Source organism: Virgibacillus byunsanensis (genome assembly GCF_042675965.1).
GTDB lineage: Bacteria > Bacillota > Bacilli > Bacillales > Amphibacillaceae > Virgibacillus_R > Virgibacillus_R byunsanensis.
Window position 1 is genome coordinate 66173 of sequence record NZ_JBHTKJ010000046.1, and the last position, 17362, is coordinate 83534.

Here is a 17362-nt window from a genome sequence, read left to right on the forward strand (position 1 = left end):
TCTATATAGAAAGGGAGAGAATCAGTATCTCTTCTCCCCCGGTTTATAAATTATTTAGAGTAATAATTGTGCTAATAAGCGAATAATAGGTCCCAGAATAAACATATCTGAGTCCGCTGCCCACATAGCAGTATCTGGTACTGTACCAGGCAGAAGCATTTTTACGGTAATATATTGACCCCAAGCTACAACAGTTGCGGTAATGAAACCAGCTAGTAAAGCACCACGTACTCCACCTGTAACGTTACCAAATACACCAGCTGTTGCTGAGTGAAAGAACAACACAATCATTGTTGGAACGAATACATAGCCAACTGTATTACCTAAAATCACCAACCAGAACAGAGCCCCTACAAACGATCCCAAGAAACCTAAAATAACAGCATTAGGTGCGTAAGGGAAAACAACTGGACTATCTAAAGCAGGCTTCGCACCAGGCACCACTTTTGTTGCGATACCTTTAAATGCAGGTACAATTTCACCAATAAACATGCGCACGCCCATTAATACGACTGCAATACCTGCAGTAAACATAAATGATTGAATAATAGCGTACACGATAAAGTTTTGATCTCCAGCAGTTGCAAGAAGTTCCGCTGCTCCAGGAGTATCTTTAAATGAAATGATAATTGCACCAGATAAAAACAATAATCCCATTGTCAAGGCTGTTATAACGTTTGAATCTCTTAAGAACTCCAAGCCTTTTGGAAGCTTTATTTTTTCTGAATCATTTTCTTTGTTACCAAGTACTTTTCCTGCTAAGGCACCAAGCAATGCAACGGATGCTGATGTATGTCCAAGTGCAATGTTGTCATTACCCATAATTTTGCGCATAAATGGTTGAGTTAATGCAGGCTGAAGTGTCCAATATACACCCATAATAACTGCCAAGAAAATGACAAGCTTCCCAAATGAAACATCACCTACTGCCTGAACAACTATTCCTGCAAAAATGGTAGTTGTCCAAAACATCATATGACCTGTCAAATAAATAAACTTAAACCTTGTAAATCTTGCTAATAACACGTTAATTACAAAACCAAGTGTCATTGCCAATGTTACAGCACTTCCGTATTTAGCATTAAAGCCTTCCTGTCCCATATATTCACCAAGTGGTTCTGCTGAAAGGTTAAATACTTCCTTCCATAACGGTTCAAATACTTCCAGCGCATTTACAATCACACCAGCCCCGGCTCCGATAATTAAAAACCCAATGACTGCCTTAAATGTACCACTAACGGTTTGACTTGCACTCTTTTTTTGAAGTAACAATCCTAAAAGAACAATAAAACCTAATAAAATTGCAGCTTCGCCAAATACGTTTGTGGCAATCCAAATAACAACATCCATCTCTATTCCTCCCCATTACTATTCATTATTTATTCGCTTGCAATATTTTCGTCAACTGCTTTTTTTATCTCATCCATGTCAAAGTAATTATTTACAATAAAAACCTTTGCACTATGTCCTTCCAATCCTTCAGCAAGCTCATTACTTGTCACAATATAATCTGCCTGCATACTTGAAGCAGCAGAGACATCCGTGTGTTCGACATCTGCTTGAATACCTTTCTCTCCAAGGACTTCCTCTACATTCATTTTTAAGATCAAGCTAGTTCCTTGTCCTAATCCACAAACTGTCAATATTTTCATCATCATTTATCGCTCCATTTCTATAATTTTTTTGATTTCTTTATAACTTGTAGCATTTGTTAACCCTTCCACATTACTAGCGTTGTTTAATAGAGTTGTTAACTTCTGCAATAATGTTAAATGCTCATCACTAGAGGATGCCCCTAGTCCAAATACAAGCTGCACCGGATCATTTGATGCATGTCCAAAAACAACTGGTTCTTTAAGTTGAATGAGTGAAACAGAAGCTTCTTTAACTCCATCTTCAGGTCTCGCATGCGGAATAGCTATGTGCGGTGCAAGTACAAAATAAGGTCCATTTTCCTCATAGGCGTTAACCATTGCTTCTATATATGATGATTCAATTAAATCCTCTTGAAACAAAAGGTTGCCAGCAGCTTTAATTGCATCCTGGGCATTTTCTGCTTCTAGCCCTACCTTCACCAATTTTTCATCTAAAAACTTCATAAAACTCACACACCTATTCTTTTATTCTATCTTGTTGAATGTGCACGAATCATGTTTATGATTTGTTCTTTATTGTTTGCCTGTAGCACTTTTTCCTTATATGATTTGTCAGAAAAAAGCTTAGTCAACTGTGCCAAAGCCTTTAAATGACGTTCGTTATCACTAGGTGCCAGTACAATAAATATACGTGCTGATTTACCCATTACATCTATTGGTTCTTCTAAATACAGCATACTCATTCCTGTCATCATTACACCATCATCAGGCTTAGCGTGTGGTAGTGCAATTTGTTCAGAAATGACTACGTATGGGCCATGTTCGTTAATACTTTGAATCATTTTTTCTATATAAGTTCCTTGTATAAAACCTTGTTTCAATAATGGTTCAGAAGCCTTTTTGATTGCTTCTTCCCAGGTTGAAACACTATTCTCAAAAATAATTCTTTTATCTGGTAAGAGTTCCATTAAACTAGGCTTATTTTTCTCATTTTCAATAGCTAGAGGTGAATGTAAATACCCGCGTAATTCCTGACGTAGAACTTCTTCATCCCGAACAGTTGCATAGCGTTTAACCATATCCATAACCGTTTCCACCGAATACACTTGTTGATTTGAAGAGCTTTGAAATAAGCTGTTTACCTTTTTCAATAATTGTTCTTTGTCTTCATTATTCAGTACAGGATTCACCACAAATACCGGATTGCCTCGATCAGGTAGTCCGATCGTTGATACGATAAAGTCAACGGATAAGTCTATTTTTTCATATTCCCTTAATGAAGCTACACCGGCAATTTCCACATCCGAAAATAACCCTTTTAGCTGACTCTCAAGTAGACGCGATGTCCCCAAACCGTTTGTACAAACAATTAGTAACTTTTTACGATGCTGCCCAAGTATGACGCCTTCTTTTCGTAACCATCCTCCAAAATGCATCGTAATAAAAGCTATTTCATTTTCATTTACAGGCTGATCAATTAAATTCTCAAAGTGATGAATTACTTTTTCTGTTAAATGAAAAACCTCAGGATAATTTCGCTTCACAGAGTCACGTAATGAGTTTTCAATACTTATGCCGTATTTAATTCGATAGTAAGCTGGTTTCAAATGTAAAAGCAGATTTTGTATCATGTGCCGTTGATTCTCAAATTCAACTGCTGCATAAATTTGAAAGTCAGATACCATTTTTTCCACTACTTCACGCAGTAGCATCATCTCTTGGCTCTCAAATTGTGGACTAAAGTTATAATTAACTTTTGCACTTAGCAAATACTTGGAAAAGTAAAATTTTTCGTCTAAAGGAATAACAATATTCATGCTTTCTGCTAAGCGATCACACAACGTTTGTGCCCCTTGATGTTCATCGGTTGAATCAATTACTTCTCTTTCAACAGGGTCAATCTCTACATTCTCACCCTGTTTTATTCGCTGGATAAATACGTAAAACCAAACAACTAGGTTATTTAACACCTCATCAGTAAACTCAATCTCTATCTGTTTTTCATACTGATTAAATAATTGACGTAACCATCGCAACATCTGAAAATCGAATAGATGATAAGGTTGTACAACAGTTTCTGAATTAGAATCCATATCTGCAAGAAAGCCATACCAACCATTTTCAGGAACAACTATAGATAAATAATGAATGAGTGAGCGTCTTATATCACTTTCATCCCCATAAATCGTATAACCACTTTTCCTTTCTGAAACAAGGTTCAACTGTTGTTCATCTAACTCCACTTTTAGTTGCTTGATATCTTCAAGCGCAGTATTTCTGCTTACTTGGAAAAGTTCTTTCATATCTTCTAAAAAATAAGGTTTTTCTTGCCCTACAATATAAAGGTAAATCCATGCCCTTCGCTCTTTTGGAGAGAATTCATAGTATGGAGCATCAGAAACCATAACATTGACTGCAACTTCCTGCTTGGTGGCTTGATCTAAATACAACCCTTTACCTCGAACTTGTTTTACTTCGGATAAATTTCGCTCTTTTAACCAATAATTTATTTTATCAAGATCGTTGTATACAGTACGTCTCGATACATTAAATATTTCTGTAAGCCTTTGCATAGAAATGTACGAATCACTTTGAGAAATTTGATTCAATATCGCCATACTACGTTGATCCATAAAAAATCCCCTTCTCACCTAGCAAAGAATACTAACTAAGGAGTAGTCTACCCTTAGCTATACTATAATAAATAAATATCCCAAATATAAGACCAAATAAGCCACAGTTAAAAGTGCAAAATTGGACTGCAACTTTAATATCTCCAAATTATTGTGTTTATTGCACTTATACAGATAAGAGTTCACACTTTCTTATCTGCTAAATAAAAACGGATTTCTTCTTTTTGGCTAGAATATAGTATTTATACAAGGAGGATCACTATGCAAAGATTTGAAAACTATACATATGTACGACCAGATTTAAATCAAGAAAAAGAAAAATTCAACGACTTATTAGAAGCATTCACTAGCGCTAATTCTGTTAAGGAGCAGACCAAGGCAATAGAGGAGATAAATGCTTTTCGTAACCGATTTTCAACTCTTTTCAATCTGGTTTACATACGCGCTTCAATTGATACAAATGATGCGTTTCACCAAAAAGAACGAGATTTTTTTGATGACATGGAGCCTGAAATAACAGCATTAAACATTGCTTTCTACAAAGAATGGATGAATTCACCCTATCGAGACGAACTTGAAAAACAGTGGGGATCCCAATTATTCCAAATAGCTGATTACGAAATAAAGGGTAGCGATTCGATGTTGACTTATCGTAAGGAGGATCAGGAAGCCCACTAGTCGTTGGGCGCTGGCCGATGAAAACGCCACGTCCTTGAAAAAGAAAAGCACTTTTTCTGCGTGCGATACTTTTTCAGGGAAGCTTTCCTTATCCTGTGGCGTCATCGGCACTAGTACGTCCTGTACGTCGGAGCTGGGCGTGGTTTAAGCAGTAAATAAATTATCCACAAGCTCCTAATTTTATAATTTCCTGGACAATAAAAAAAGGAACCGAATCCCAATATAGGATTACGGTTCTTTATTTTTTAGCAGATAGGAGCATAAAACTTTCCTACTATAAAAATGCAACTAAGGATTTCGCCGTATAGCCCTTGCACTCCAGAGCATAAGGGATTCTAAGAAAGCAAAGTACGCTTACTAAGAATCCCTTTAACGATATGCCAAGTTTTCTAATTTGTTATGCTGCTACTTCATCTGGTATTGCTTTACCCCAAACTCTATTCAAGATATAGGCAAAGGCAACTAATGAAATTACACCAATTACGATTGATAGTATTGCTGATCCTGTAACCCCAGCAACCAAGAAGGAAATGATCCCACTAATACCAGCTGTAATTGCATATGGTATTTGTGTATTTACGTGATCAATTAAGTCACTCGAAGCACCCGCTGAAGATAGAATCGTCGTATCAGAAATAGGAGAACAGTGATCTCCGAAAATTCCTCCACTTAAAACGGCTGCAATGGCTAAATACATGGAAATATCCATTGAATCTGCTACCGGCATAGCTATTGGAATCATAATTGCGAACGTTCCGTAAGAAGTACCTGTTGTGAAAGCAACAATAGCACCTACAAAGAATAACAATACTGGAATAACAGCAGGTGATAGATTCTGCTCAGCTAAATCAACAATAAAAGCTGCCGTTCCTAACTCAGAAGCAACTCCGCCAATGGACCAAGCTAATGTTAGAATAATGTATACAAGCATCATACTTCTGAAACCACTAACATAAATAGACATGGCTTCTTTAAAGTTAAATAACTTTTGTTGCATACCCATTCCTAGGCCAACAATACCAGCTACAAAAGCTGCGATTAAAATCGATTGACCTCCATTTGATTCTCCAATAGCTGTTATAAAATCATTTTCCGGAAACCCACCAGTCCATAAAAATAACGGTGGAATCAAGCCAAGTAGTACGACAATTGGAACAATCATATTTCGCATTTTTGGTGTTTGCCCCTCAACCATCTCAACATCAGTCATAGAATCGTCTTGAGGTGGTTCAGCACCGTCACGAATTAGCTTCCCAGTTGTTCTCGCACGATATTCAGCCTGTGCCATTGGACCAAAATCCCACTTCATAAAAATAATGATACCTACAAGAAGTATTGCTAATATAGAATAGAAATTAAATGGTATCGTAAATATATAAGTCATGTACTCAGAGCCTGTAATACCGAGCTCTACAAATTGCGCACCAATAAGCCCCATAACAAAAACTACCCACGTAGAAACTGGTGCCAATAAACACATTGGTGCAGAAGTTGAATCCACAATATATGCTAATTTTTCCCTTGAAACACGCATTTTATCTGTTACAGAACGCATGACACTACCTACAGTTAAAGCATTAAAGTAATCCTCAAAGAAGATAATAATACCAAATAACATCGTAGAACCTTGCGCACCTTTTGGTGTTTTTACCTTTCTAGTAATGGCATGTGCAATCGCATGTGCACCGCCTGTTTTTTGCAAAACAGCAATAAGCACACCAAAGAGTCCACAATAAATTAATACCGTTGCACTCCACTCATCCCCAACATTTGGAATGATGAATTCACTAAACGTTGCATATAGCCCCATTATTGGATTCCAATCATGAAGCATTGAAGCACCAAGCCATACACCTGCAAACAAAGCAGGTATAACATTACGCGTGACGAGCGCTAACACAATTGCAATTACTGGAGGTAATAATGATAAAATTCCAAACTCCACTTTATTTCACTCTCCTTTCAAATGTACTATAAATAAGTGAAAGACTTTTATTATATACTATATTTCTTTATAAACCAATGTATGTCCTGCTTTTTTACTAAAAAAATTATTAATTTAAACAAAGCCTTTTTTTCCACGTAATGTTGTTTTTTATCTTCATAATTAATATATAATGCATCGTAACGCTTGGTTGATTTCTATAAGTTGTGCTATTGCCACCGTCCGGGATCGCCCCGAAGGATGCTTTCCGCGGGCACGGTCTCAGCCTCCTCGAGAAAACCACTCTGCGGGGTCTTCGAACACGTGCTGTTCCCGCAGGAGTCACCTCCCTTCGCTCACCCTGACTGGTAAAGCTGCATTATAAGTTTTTTCTCGCTACGCTGCTATTAATTATCAGATAGCACTATATTAGCAGCCGGAATACACGAAGACTCCTTGAAAATACAGACCAATTTTCTGCGTGCGATGTAATGCTGCCCAAGTTTTCCTTGTCCTGCGGGAGGATAGGCATAGGTGAGACACCAAAGTGCTTCAGTACGTGGTGGCTCACCAGCCTCCCGCGAAAAGCGAAGTGTATTTCCAGAGCGGTGCCTATGTCGCAGTCTATATCTATTCTCACAAAAGCAACAAACTTTACAAAAATAGCCAAAATAAAAAAAGAATTGCCGAATAAGTATAAAACTTATTCCAATTCTTAACAGAAGAACTATTTTTTCAATTTATCTCACTCCATTTAAAAACGCACGAATTTCTTCGATGCTAAATCCTAGTTTTTTTGCCTCTAACACCAACTTTACCCATTCGTAATCCGTTTTCGATTTATTCATTTTTCCTCCCTTTATTCCGTGGTCTTTTTCTTCTTATATAACAATATTCTTCTTCTCTGATATTGAAGATACACCTTCACGATTAACATTTCGAAAAATGTTAACTAAAAATAAAATAGCTCCAACTACTATCATAATAGATCCGATAATCGTAAGGACAACAATAGAATGATTAGACGTTAGTAACATTACAAATAAAGTTCCCTGCATCAATGGCAACCCAATATTATGTAGCCAAAAGTGTACCTTGGCGAGTCCCGACTCCGCAGCCTTTGGATAGCAAAAATAACTAATTCCAAATAAAGCCATCGATACCCATCCTAAAAGGTTCACATGTGCATGCACAGACGTATACGCAAAGTTTTGAGTTATTCCCATCGTTAACCCAAGCATTACCCCAATAACGAAATAAACAACCGCAACTTTTATAAAACGAGATGCCACTATCTTCTCCCCTTCCTTATCACTATTTTAAAATGATACCATAGTACTAAAACCATGTAAGCTATACTTAAGTATACAAATGGGATTTTAAAATATGTCGAATTTCTGACTTTCACGAATGATTATGGTAAAATTTCAACTATGTGAAAATATCGTGTAAAAATGGGAGATGCTATTTCAATACAATACAGATTTGCACCCATCAAAAGATAAGGAGAATAAAATGACATATAACATATTATTTTTAGACATCGATGGAACCATATTAATGCCGAATCATATGTATACGAATTCAACAAAAGAGGCAATTCAATTAGTAAAGGAACAGGGCATTGAGGTATTTCTTGCTACTGGTCGACCCTTACATGAAATAAAGTCTCTTGCAAAAGAATTGGATGTACATTCCTTAATTGGATATAACGGTGCGTATGCCACCTATCAAGACGAAACAATCATTGACGAACCGATGAATGAAAACAATATTAGCCAATTTCTTGATTTAGCAAATACCCATGGACATGAAATGGTTTTATATACCAGTGAAAAGAATTATTTCACTTCCCTTGAAACACCTGTTGTTCAACATTTCATTGAAACATTCAAGCTGCAAAATAATGAACTATATAACCCTACCATAAACAACCAAATTCTAGGTGCCACCATCTTGAACTTGAAAGATTCTGACTCCTCACAATACGAGATTGATAAGAACATTCAGCTTTCACAAGTAAATGTATACGGTATTGAAAACTGTTATGATGTCATACGTAAAAGCGTAAACAAAGGACAAGCCATTAAAGAAGTATTGAAAACAAGGAAATTGCCAAAAGAGGGTGCAATAGCGTTTGGTGATGGAATGAATGATAAAGAAATGCTTCAATCAGTTGGGGAAGGATTTGCAATGGGAAATGCACATCCTGACCTTTTCGCTTATGCAAAACATGTAACTACCGACGTTTCTGATTCAGGTATTTATAATGGATTGAAAACACTTGGAGTACTGTAAAAAAAACAAAAGCTCGAAGCGCCCTCGAAAAAGGACTTCGCTTTTTCATCGTGCGATGTTTCGCTGTCAAAGCCTTCCTTGTCCTGTACGTCGGAGCTCGACGTGGCTTAAGCAGTTAATAATTTATCCATAGTCTCCTAATTTGATAATTTCCTGGTGATGAACAAAAAGACTCCGCCTGGCCCTAACCACAGTCCAGTGGAGTCTTTCTGGTAGCTTCTCAATTACTAATCTTTTCGCCATCATGCACCATTACGCTGCGATATACAGCTAAAAGATCCAATAAAATACCACAGAACATAAAAAGTCCCTCAACTTTTCACCCAAGTATCACATTATTATTCCTTAAGCAACTGTAAGAATTTCTCATTACGAAGCTTTTTTCTAACTTCCTTTCCCCAACTTTTAACCGCATCAGCTGTTGTGTCCTCAAGTTTGGCAATTTCTTTTACCGGCAAATCCTGGATAACGAAATAGTACACCCATTTCCACTGATTTATGGTTAACAGACTTTTAACCTGTCGCCATATATAAGGATCAATGATAGTACTATCGGAATAATCAAAAATTGGATAAGACTTATTATTAATGTAAACACGATTTCCGTTATCGATTTCAAGCATTCTATCATGTATAAAAACTTGTTCATTGCGTAATTCACTTGCTTTTTTGCGCAACAAATCGACCAACCGATGTCGGATAGTGTAATTAAAATAAGTTGCAAGTAAACCCTTATCAGGTGTATAGGTTTCATAAGCGTTCCACATCGTTAATAAACCTTCCTGATAAAGTTCCCGGTCTGGATCCTTCCCTCTTAACTTATGAATTTGATAGAAAATTCTCCTTTCGTTTTGTTTGAATAGCTCTTCAAACGATATTGATTTCTTTTCCATTGGTTCCTTCTTTCTAAAAAGCTAGCTTTTATAAGAGTACTATAGCCTATACTTCTATTATATTAAACCGTGTCAAGCGAAAGAGGATTTTAGAAAAGATCGCATTTTTTGTCGAACAGACCTATTTCCCGTCTTAACCTAGTCGAAAAATAGTGTATTTTAAAATTAATTGTCGAATTTTGTATTTGAATGCTGAAAAAACGATACTATTCATAAAACCCCTTAAATGTGTCTAATTTGTGACAGTTTTTATATTATTGTGTTATTTGAACATATTTAATCCTTTATGCCTAATAACACACTCTTCCAACTTGACCATCCTCTAAACGTACTTTAATTCCATGTGGATGATGGTTGGACTTTGTTAATAAATCTTTAACAACACCCTTTGTACGTTTCCCTGAGCGTTGATCCTTTTTCAAAATGATATCTACTTCTAGACCTGGATAAATATTTTCTCGAATACGTCCATCTATTGCCATAAATTATTCTCCTTTTATTTACATATTCTCTCTTACATTATTTACATATTAGGTAAGAATACCCGAATCCTTCAAACAATGTAAGAGCCAGAATTCTATTCTGGCTTTTCCCTTTCATTATATTTACTATAATACATTCAAGTTAAACGAAGGTTTTATTTCCCCAATTTTTTCTTGACGTGCATTTAAAACAGGAGCATGATAATAATCATCCAGTTTATTCCATATGGATTTATCTCCAATTTTTAATTGCTTTAATACTTCCATTGAGGCGACATTCGTTCCCCTGGCATTCCCATCATCCACTTTTACTGCAACTCCTATACCAGTTTGTTTATCTCCGAAGCAATGAACACCTTCTGCTCCACCTTTGGCTACAATTCTGCCTTGGTAAGCTTTCATTAAATCCGTATCAAACCTTTTTGTTCCTGCAACCATCTCCGGATAATTTACCATTGCATCTCTTACTTGCCTTAATGAAGAAGTTCGTTCTCCTCCACCTTCTTCCCATTCCTCAGGTGCAGCTAACCGTCCAAAGGCTAAAGCTAAGTTATATAAAGGAACACGGTGGACTGGAACACCACAGCCATCAACAGATGTCATGATATTTTCTTTTTTATAATCACAAACATTCGATATGATATCTATAATTTGCTGCTGGTATGGATGAGACAATTCACGATATGTATCCACATCAAATTTTTGTTGCACACAGCCTGTTAGCATTCCAGAATGTTTACCTGAGCAATTACTATAAAAAGGAGTGAGTTCTTTTCCTTCTTTCATCAACTGGTTATAGCTATCAATGTCTCTAGGGATATGTGTACCACACTGTAGATGGTTTTCTTTTAAATTGATCTTTTTTAGCACTTCCTCCACTGATTCTCTATGAAAAATTTCTCCGCTATGGCTGGCACAAAACAGCGACAGTTCTTTTTCAGTTAGATTAAATGTTTCCAACGCTTGAGATTCCACAATAGGTATCGCTTGAAATGGTTTCATGGATGAACGGCCAAAAGTTAGCCTATGTGAATCCCCGTAGTAAGCCAGTAATTTCCTATTAGCTGATACCACTGCAATTTGAACGTCATGCGTACTCTCAATATAGTCCCCTCGATAAACTTGGATTGGTTTTGTAGTATGATTCAAATGATATCGATCCCTTCTAGTTCGTTATTGTGTCTATGTATTGTATTCTATCAAACTTTCGGAATGAAACGCACACCTCTGAATAATCCTGGGATGTGATTATCGTGATTAACGATAAATATAACCTTCTGACCACTTGGCGTGATGAAGCTATTTTGTGCATATGGTGTAACTGGGATGAGGTCTTCTTTCATTTTTAACTGAAGAATACCTCCCTCCTAAGTCATATTTACCTTTTGTCCTTCTCCCGATTCGTAAAACCCAACATACCTTCCCAGATGCCCAGGCTTTACGTCATGTTTGGGAGAAACGCTGACCCCTTTATCTGAAATTCCCAATGTATCATATAAGCCGGTTATTGCAAGCTCTTCAGCATCAACATCAGCTATATTCGTAAGGACTGTTATTGTAATATCATGTTGCTTCGCTACTTTCATATGTGAAGAAACGCCCTTAATACTACCACTATATCCAAAGAACTGCATACCAGATTGATTGTTTACCTGCAGTCCCCGATGGCATAGTAGCTTGAGGTGCAGTCATTTTCTCGATGTTAGATTTAGAGACTATCCGTTTACCATTTACTACTCCATCATTTCGGTAGACTTTTAGAAAACTTGGCTTATCGCCAAGCCTTAGTTGTACTTATGTAGATAAGAAAGTTTTATACTTTCTTATCTACCAAGATACTTACGTAAATCCTCTGTACACAACTTAAGTGAATCAATTGAGTAAATATCACCCACATCCCACCATGCTGGAGAATGGAAAACTTCCTTAGCCGCTTCTTTTTTATATGCGTATAGTTCAGTAACATTACCATCATCCTGCAAGTCATATCCTAAAAAAAATGATCGATTCATATGCATGGGAGTAAATATATGTTCATCTATATAGTTTATATATGACTGATAACTATCTTTTTGATAATCTCCTGAAGTAAAGCGTAGCCTTCATTTGAATAATTGAACTCGTACCCGGTGACCCTAACATGGAATAACGGGTTTCATTCTTGACCTCGATCAGTTCTACAACCGTTTTAACAGGACGCTCATTGTTCAGTGATGATAACATATCAAGTAAATATTCCCCATCTGGATCGTCTCGAATACTCTCAGGTGCACACTGTTGAGTCCCGGCAATCCACTTGTATGTGTGCAAGCAGGTGGTGAATCCTCACACGTTCTGTATAGCTATTAATTGAAAGGTGAAATTCGGGTAACCATTTGCTTATAGGGTCATCAACCGAAAGTTTCCCTGCATCTTCTAATTGCATGATAGCTAAAGACGTAATCGACTTTGTAATAGAACACCAAAAATAGTCCTAGAGTTCACTGGTAATTGTTGCTCCACATCCCGGTGACCATAATATTTTTCAAAAACGGGGTTACCATGCTGAGACACGACTATGGCCATCCCGGGAATCTGAGCAGATTCGCATTTTTCATGGAGTTTGATATCCAGGTTGGTTTCATCTTTCATCAAAATATCCCCCCTAGATGCTCACTTCGGTAGGTGGTTTAAAAAGTTTTGGTGGCTAAAGCCTTTCACTTCATCTTCTGTATAATATTTTAGAAGTTCATTAATTAAGTTCTGGTATTTAGATGCATGTTCCAGGTTTTCAACAAAACTGCTAATACCGTCAAAATCAGATCCAAATCCAATTTGTTTTCTGCCACCAAGGGCACATAAATGGTCAATATGCTTGATTAAATCAGGTATCGTTGCTTCTCGACTTTCTTCATTAATAAATGGTGGATTAAAAACAACTTGAATAAGACCGTTTTCAGCAAACATTGCTTTTATTTGATCGTCATACAGGTTACGAGGGTGATCACAAATTGCCCGAGCATTAGAATGACTAGCCATTGGGTAATCTGACAACTCTAAAATGTCCCAAAACCCTGCTACTGTGGAATGTGATACATCGGTGAACACATGGTGTTGGTTATTCAGTTTTACTACATCTTTCCCAAGCAGTGTTAATCCCCCGCCACGTGGCTCTTTAGCTCCATCTGCACAAAGGTTTGCATGGTTCCACGTCATACCAATAGACAGGACACCAAGACGGTAAAGGTGTCTCAGTTTAGCTAAATCATTCCCAAAAGCATCTGCACCTTCTAACGTTAAAACAGCTCCAATTTCCCCTTCCTTTAAATCAGAAAAATCTTCCCATTTTGTAATATGTTTCATTTCAGGGTTTTTCCCAAGTACTTCTGTATAAAATAAATCAATTTGTTCTAACGCATGTTGCCATTTTTGATCAGACGGTACTTCTGGATAAATGAAGATAGCAAAAAACTGCGTTAGTACGTTTCCCGTCTGTAATTGGTGTAGACTAGTTCCTAATTGCTCTGAATCTCTATAGTTTAAAGGTTTGGCATTGTAATATTCTCCGTTTTTTGCTAATTGTAATCGTAATAAAGCATCACAATGTGTATCAACAATTTTCATCTTTTAGCATTCTCCTCATAATCTTGACATGCCACAATGAATCCTCTAAAAATTTTACGTGAAGCTTCATCATTAGATACCAACATATTTTCCGGGTGCCACTGTAAACCAAGTACAAATGGATGTTGGTTACTTTCAATTGCTTCAATAATCCAATCATTCGATTCGCCACTCGTTTGAAACAATGTCGCAACGTTTCGGTTTGCTTGGTGATGTCGACTGTTTACTTTTAATTTGTCCAATCCTGTTAACCGATGCAACAAACTATTCTTTAATACATGCACAAAATGCGAACCATGACCTTTTGGAGCCTTCTGCTTATGCTGTAGTAAGTCACGATCGATTTGTGCATAAATATCCTGATACATATCGCCGCCTCGGGCAATATTCAAAATCTGGCACCCTCTACATACACCCAATATTGGTTTACCTAGGTCTAACATTTTTTGTGTTAACGCCAATTCAAATTGATCGCGTGAAGGAATAATAGTACCTAGGTTTGGATGGGGTTCCTCATCAAACAACGTTGGATCAATGTCATATCCTCCTGTTAAATATAACCCATCGATGGTAGACGCAATATGTTCCACATCCCGATCTTCAAGTAGATGTGGCAACATAACCGGTATTCCACCAGCCCACGAAATTGCATTCACATTTTCAGAACCGATCATGTAATAGTCTTGGTCAGTTTCCATGGAAGATGTCACCCCAATTATTGGTTTCATTACCTAAACTCCCCTTTATAAATAGTTATAAAATTTCGTATATATTTATTTTATTATTTAACTATATAGATGATAGTATATTATAGTCAATCCATGATGACTTGACATCTTGTTTATTTAGTTTAAAATAACTTGTATAAATTAAATTAATTGTATAATTTGAACGGAGGGTGTGTATGTCAGATCACTTTGAAAAATTAGATGAGACTCGAGATGTCATGATAAGTGCCATTGCACAATCCATGGTAATATACGGGGTTACTCCTTCAGTAGGAAGAATTTACGGTGTTTTATATTTTGCAAATGAACCAAAATCTCTTGATGATATAAAAGATCAAGTAGCCATGAGCAAGGCCAGTGTTAGTAATGGGATGCGCGAACTACAAGAAACAGAGATGGTCACCAAGGTCTGGAAAAAAGGGGAACGTAAAGATCATTTTATTGCTGAAAAGGATTTCTTTAGAAACTTCCTTAACTTTTTCATGAAAAAGTTACGCCAAGAAAGAAATTTGATTATGAAAGCTGCAGATCAAACCGAACCAATTATTAACGATATTTTAAAGGAAACGGATAATCAACCCCTACGTGAACAAGCAAAGACAGACTTAAAACTAATAGAGGAATCAAAAGATTATCTGAATTGGACAATGAATCTGGCCAATGCGATGGAATCTGGGAGGATTTTTGAATACTTCCCTAAAAAACAAGAGTAAAAGGAGTCATAAACGATGAACATCCAAGAATCAGCACTAGTACTAATTGATCTACAAAAAGAGAGTAACTTTGGCCTTCTGCAAATGGATGAAGTAATCAAAAATTCAAAAAAAGTGATAGATGCTTGCAGAAGTAAAAATATACCGATTATCTATACAAGACAAATTAACAGAACAGACGGGGTTGCATTATCAAAAGGAGAACTACTACAAGAGAATGGTCAGCCTTTTTATTACAATTCGGATAGCGAGAATATTGAAATTCTGGATGAAATAAAGCCGAATAAAGAAGATGTGGTCATTGACAAATACCGCTGGAGTGCTTTTTTTGAAACTGAATTGAATCTCGTTTTGAAAAGCATGGGTGTTAAGCACCTTATCATAGGGGGGGTTGTAACAGATGGATGCTTGATGACTTCCGTTTTTGATGCATACTTTCGAGATTACGATATTCATTTAATCAAAGATATCTCCTCGGCTTCCAACGAAGGAGCTCATATGGCTTCACTTATAATTATGGCCAACTGGGTCTATAACATATCTATCTATGATTCTAATAATTTTATGAAGCGCATAAATGGAGAAGAGTTTAACAAGTGGGAGACAACCGAAGCTGATGTACTAAAATTCACCCCAGAAAACATGCGTGAAATATACAATCAATTACAACTTAGAAAGGAAGATCATTAATATGAAGAAAGTAATAAGTCTAATTTTTATTACTGCACTTATGGCTCTGGTAGCATGTGGAAATACAGATGATCAATCTAATAATGAGGATAACGGAGAAACAGATACAAATGATGTATCCGATCAAACAATTGTTTTCGGACAAACGTCTTGGACTAGTACCGAAGCCCCAACTCAAATCGCAAAGCAGATTTTGGAAGAAAAAGGGTACAATGTGGAAATTTCGCTACTTTCACAGCCGGTGATCTTTGAAGGACTGCAATCCGAAGAAGTTGATTTCTTTATGGATGCATGGCTTCCATACACCGAAGAAGAGTTATGGAACGAGTATCAAGATGATTTGCAGCAAGTAGCAACTAGCTATGAAGAAGTTCCACTAGGATGGGTTGTACCAGAGTATGTGGAGGAGAACTCTATTGAAGAAATCAAAGAACAAGCAGATAAGTATGGTAATGAAGTCTATACAATCAGCCCAGGAGCAGGAATTGTTTCTATATCTGAACAAGTAATGACAGACTATAATTTGGACAATTATGAATTGGTTCCTTCAAGTGAAACAGCTATGATGGGGGTTTTAGATGAAAAAATTAAAAAGGAAGAACCTGTAATCATTACTGGATGGCGTCCACATTCCATGTTCCAAAAGTATGATCTGAAATTTTTAGAAGAACCTAAAGAGAATTTCCAATATGATAATGTATATGTTCTTTCTTATAAAGGACTAGAGGACAAATATCCAGAAGCTTACGAAATCCTCTCACAATGGAGTATTGAGGTAGATGATTTAGAAAAAATGATGCATGATTACGAAAATAACGATGTGCCATTTGAAGAATCAGCCGCAGAATGGATCGAAAAACACCGTGATCAAGTAGATGAAATGCTAGGAAAATAATTGAGTAAGGTGAAAAGAATGTTGCTACTTATTTGTAGTAACATTCTTTTTTTTATGGCTCATTTCGTAAGTTTTGTTGCTTCTTATTTCTCGCAGTTGATATAAACTGCGACATAACTTGATGTGACGGTTAACCTACCGCTACGGAAATACACTTCGCTTTCCGTGGGCGGCTGATGAGCCTCCTCGAGCTAACGCTCTCTGGGGTCTCAACTAGGAGGCTGTCCGAC

General features: G+C 36.8%; 21 protein-coding genes and 1 pseudogene. 5 read left to right on the plus strand and 17 right to left on the minus strand.

Going from position 1 to position 17362, the window contains the following annotated elements; genetic code table 11:
* Positions 1-54: 54 nt before the first annotated feature.
* Genes ACFQ3N_RS15485 through ACFQ3N_RS15500 form a run of 4 tightly spaced genes read right to left on the minus strand, consistent with a single transcriptional unit; the run spans position 55 to position 4228 of the window.
* Positions 55-1350, minus strand: coding sequence for a PTS ascorbate transporter subunit IIC (locus tag ACFQ3N_RS15485; RefSeq protein ID WP_390363442.1), 1296 nt, complete (start codon positions 1348-1350; stop codon positions 55-57).
* Positions 1351-1379: 29 nt separating this feature from the next.
* Positions 1380-1652: a PTS sugar transporter subunit IIB gene (locus ACFQ3N_RS15490; protein ID WP_390363465.1), complete on the minus strand. Its 273-nt coding sequence runs from the start codon at positions 1650-1652 to the stop codon at positions 1380-1382.
* A gap of 6 nt (positions 1653-1658) precedes the next feature.
* Positions 1659-2099: a PTS sugar transporter subunit IIA gene (locus ACFQ3N_RS15495; protein ID WP_390363443.1), complete on the minus strand. Its 441-nt coding sequence runs from the start codon at positions 2097-2099 to the stop codon at positions 1659-1661.
* Positions 2100-2125: 26 nt separating this feature from the next.
* Positions 2126-4228, minus strand: coding sequence for a BglG family transcription antiterminator (locus tag ACFQ3N_RS15500; protein WP_390363444.1), 2103 nt, complete (start codon positions 4226-4228; stop codon positions 2126-2128).
* A gap of 261 nt (positions 4229-4489) precedes the next feature.
* Between ACFQ3N_RS15500 and ACFQ3N_RS15505 the strand changes: the two genes are divergently transcribed.
* Positions 4490-4906: a hypothetical protein gene (locus ACFQ3N_RS15505; protein WP_390363445.1), complete on the plus strand. Its 417-nt coding sequence runs from the start codon at positions 4490-4492 to the stop codon at positions 4904-4906.
* 397 nt (positions 4907-5303) lie between these two features.
* Here ACFQ3N_RS15505 and ACFQ3N_RS15510 read toward each other — a convergent pair whose 3' ends face one another.
* The 3 genes from ACFQ3N_RS15510 to ACFQ3N_RS15520 form a co-directional block, all read right to left on the minus strand.
* Complete coding sequence (locus tag ACFQ3N_RS15510) at positions 5304-6851, minus strand: Na+/H+ antiporter NhaC family protein (protein WP_390363446.1); 1548 nt, start codon at positions 6849-6851, stop codon at positions 5304-5306.
* Between the two features lie 719 nt (positions 6852-7570).
* Positions 7571-7678, minus strand: a complete 108-nt coding sequence (locus ACFQ3N_RS15515; protein ID WP_390363447.1) for an anti-repressor SinI family protein — start codon at positions 7676-7678, stop codon at positions 7571-7573.
* 33 nt (positions 7679-7711) lie between these two features.
* Positions 7712-8122: a cytochrome-c oxidase gene (locus tag ACFQ3N_RS15520; RefSeq protein WP_390363448.1), complete on the minus strand. Its 411-nt coding sequence runs from the start codon at positions 8120-8122 to the stop codon at positions 7712-7714.
* Positions 8123-8345: 223 nt separating this feature from the next.
* On the opposite strand from ACFQ3N_RS15520, the gene ACFQ3N_RS15525 reads away from it, so the two are divergent.
* Complete coding sequence (locus tag ACFQ3N_RS15525) at positions 8346-9128, plus strand: HAD family hydrolase (RefSeq protein ID WP_390363449.1); 783 nt, start codon at positions 8346-8348, stop codon at positions 9126-9128.
* A 338-nt stretch (positions 9129-9466) separates the two neighbouring features.
* Here ACFQ3N_RS15525 and ACFQ3N_RS15530 read toward each other — a convergent pair whose 3' ends face one another.
* The 10 genes and pseudogenes from ACFQ3N_RS15530 to ACFQ3N_RS15575 all read right to left on the minus strand — a co-directional run bounded on the left by ACFQ3N_RS15530 (position 9467) and on the right by ACFQ3N_RS15575 (position 14834).
* A complete protein-coding gene (locus tag ACFQ3N_RS15530; RefSeq protein ID WP_390363450.1) occupies positions 9467-10021 on the minus strand; it encodes a sigma-70 family RNA polymerase sigma factor in 555 nt (184 codons plus the stop codon).
* Between the two features lie 290 nt (positions 10022-10311).
* Positions 10312-10503, minus strand: a complete 192-nt coding sequence (locus tag ACFQ3N_RS15535) for a YwbE family protein (RefSeq protein WP_390363451.1) — start codon at positions 10501-10503, stop codon at positions 10312-10314.
* Positions 10504-10629: 126 nt separating this feature from the next.
* Complete coding sequence (locus ACFQ3N_RS15540) at positions 10630-11652, minus strand: asparaginase (RefSeq protein ID WP_390363452.1); 1023 nt, start codon at positions 11650-11652, stop codon at positions 10630-10632.
* Between the two features lie 50 nt (positions 11653-11702).
* A complete protein-coding gene (locus ACFQ3N_RS15545; RefSeq protein WP_390363453.1) occupies positions 11703-11846 on the minus strand; it encodes a hypothetical protein in 144 nt (47 codons plus the stop codon).
* Between the two features lie 24 nt (positions 11847-11870).
* Positions 11871-12137 carry a hypothetical protein gene (locus ACFQ3N_RS15550; protein ID WP_390363454.1) on the minus strand — a complete coding sequence of 89 codons (267 nt, stop codon included), beginning with the start codon at positions 12135-12137 and terminating at the stop codon, positions 11871-11873.
* A 189-nt stretch (positions 12138-12326) separates the two neighbouring features.
* Positions 12327-12515: a hypothetical protein gene (locus tag ACFQ3N_RS15555; RefSeq protein WP_390363455.1), complete on the minus strand. Its 189-nt coding sequence runs from the start codon at positions 12513-12515 to the stop codon at positions 12327-12329.
* A gap of 52 nt (positions 12516-12567) precedes the next feature.
* On the minus strand, positions 12568-12813 hold the full coding sequence (locus ACFQ3N_RS15560) for a hypothetical protein (RefSeq protein WP_390363466.1): 246 nt from the start codon (positions 12811-12813) through the stop codon (positions 12568-12570).
* Positions 12767-13134 (minus strand): annotated as a pseudogene (locus ACFQ3N_RS15565) (serine hydrolase domain-containing protein). Before ACFQ3N_RS15565 ends, ACFQ3N_RS15560 begins: the two are co-directional and overlap by 47 nt.
* A 21-nt stretch (positions 13135-13155) precedes the next feature.
* Complete coding sequence (locus ACFQ3N_RS15570; protein ID WP_390363456.1) at positions 13156-14106, minus strand: dipeptidase; 951 nt, start codon at positions 14104-14106, stop codon at positions 13156-13158.
* Positions 14103-14834, minus strand: a complete 732-nt coding sequence (locus tag ACFQ3N_RS15575; protein WP_390363457.1) for a gamma-glutamyl-gamma-aminobutyrate hydrolase family protein — start codon at positions 14832-14834, stop codon at positions 14103-14105. Before ACFQ3N_RS15575 ends, ACFQ3N_RS15570 begins: the two co-directional genes overlap by 4 nt.
* A 176-nt stretch (positions 14835-15010) precedes the next feature.
* On the opposite strand from ACFQ3N_RS15575, the gene ACFQ3N_RS15580 reads away from it, so the two are divergent.
* Genes ACFQ3N_RS15580 through ACFQ3N_RS15590 form a run of 3 tightly spaced genes read left to right on the plus strand, consistent with a single transcriptional unit; the run spans position 15011 to position 17132 of the window.
* On the plus strand, positions 15011-15547 hold the full coding sequence (locus ACFQ3N_RS15580) for a GbsR/MarR family transcriptional regulator (protein ID WP_390363458.1): 537 nt from the start codon (positions 15011-15013) through the stop codon (positions 15545-15547).
* A gap of 15 nt (positions 15548-15562) precedes the next feature.
* On the plus strand, positions 15563-16237 hold the full coding sequence (locus ACFQ3N_RS15585; RefSeq protein ID WP_390363459.1) for an isochorismatase family cysteine hydrolase: 675 nt from the start codon (positions 15563-15565) through the stop codon (positions 16235-16237).
* 1 nt (position 16238) lies between these two features.
* Positions 16239-17132, plus strand: coding sequence for a glycine betaine ABC transporter substrate-binding protein (locus ACFQ3N_RS15590; RefSeq protein ID WP_390363460.1), 894 nt, complete (start codon positions 16239-16241; stop codon positions 17130-17132).
* The last annotated feature ends 230 nt before the right edge of the window (positions 17133-17362 follow it).

Excerpts from the sequence above, each read along its gene's own strand:
- ACFQ3N_RS15500 (WP_390363444.1), bottom strand. The coding sequence starts at position 4,228 with ATGGATCAACGTAGTATGGCGATATTGAATCAAATTTCTCAAAGTGAT.
- ACFQ3N_RS15530 (WP_390363450.1), bottom strand. The coding sequence starts at position 10,021 with ATGGAAAAGAAATCAATATCGTTTGAAGAGCTATTCAAACAAAACGAA.
- ACFQ3N_RS15535 (WP_390363451.1), bottom strand. The coding sequence starts at position 10,503 with ATGGCAATAGATGGACGTATTCGAGAAAATATTTATCCAGGTCTAGAA.
- ACFQ3N_RS15570 (WP_390363456.1), bottom strand. The coding sequence starts at position 14,106 with ATGAAAATTGTTGATACACATTGTGATGCTTTATTACGATTACAATTA.
- ACFQ3N_RS15495 (WP_390363443.1), bottom strand. The coding sequence starts at position 2,099 with ATGAAGTTTTTAGATGAAAAATTGGTGAAGGTAGGGCTAGAAGCAGAA.
- ACFQ3N_RS15580 (WP_390363458.1), top strand. The coding sequence starts at position 15,011 with ATGTCAGATCACTTTGAAAAATTAGATGAGACTCGAGATGTCATGATA.
- ACFQ3N_RS15525 (WP_390363449.1), top strand. The coding sequence starts at position 8,346 with ATGACATATAACATATTATTTTTAGACATCGATGGAACCATATTAATG.
- ACFQ3N_RS15550 (WP_390363454.1), bottom strand. The coding sequence starts at position 12,137 with ATGCAGTTCTTTGGATATAGTGGTAGTATTAAGGGCGTTTCTTCACAT.
- ACFQ3N_RS15490 (WP_390363465.1), bottom strand. The coding sequence starts at position 1,652 with ATGAAAATATTGACAGTTTGTGGATTAGGACAAGGAACTAGCTTGATC.
- ACFQ3N_RS15555 (WP_390363455.1), bottom strand. The coding sequence starts at position 12,515 with ATGAATCGATCATTTTTTTTAGGATATGACTTGCAGGATGATGGTAAT.
- ACFQ3N_RS15485 (WP_390363442.1), bottom strand. The coding sequence starts at position 1,350 with ATGGATGTTGTTATTTGGATTGCCACAAACGTATTTGGCGAAGCTGCA.
- ACFQ3N_RS15575 (WP_390363457.1), bottom strand. The coding sequence starts at position 14,834 with ATGAAACCAATAATTGGGGTGACATCTTCCATGGAAACTGACCAAGAC.
- ACFQ3N_RS15590 (WP_390363460.1), top strand. The coding sequence starts at position 16,239 with ATGAAGAAAGTAATAAGTCTAATTTTTATTACTGCACTTATGGCTCTG.
- ACFQ3N_RS15585 (WP_390363459.1), top strand. The coding sequence starts at position 15,563 with ATGAACATCCAAGAATCAGCACTAGTACTAATTGATCTACAAAAAGAG.
- ACFQ3N_RS15505 (WP_390363445.1), top strand. The coding sequence starts at position 4,490 with ATGCAAAGATTTGAAAACTATACATATGTACGACCAGATTTAAATCAA.
- ACFQ3N_RS15515 (WP_390363447.1), bottom strand. The coding sequence starts at position 7,678 with ATGAATAAATCGAAAACGGATTACGAATGGGTAAAGTTGGTGTTAGAG.
- ACFQ3N_RS15545 (WP_390363453.1), bottom strand. The coding sequence starts at position 11,846 with ATGAAAGAAGACCTCATCCCAGTTACACCATATGCACAAAATAGCTTC.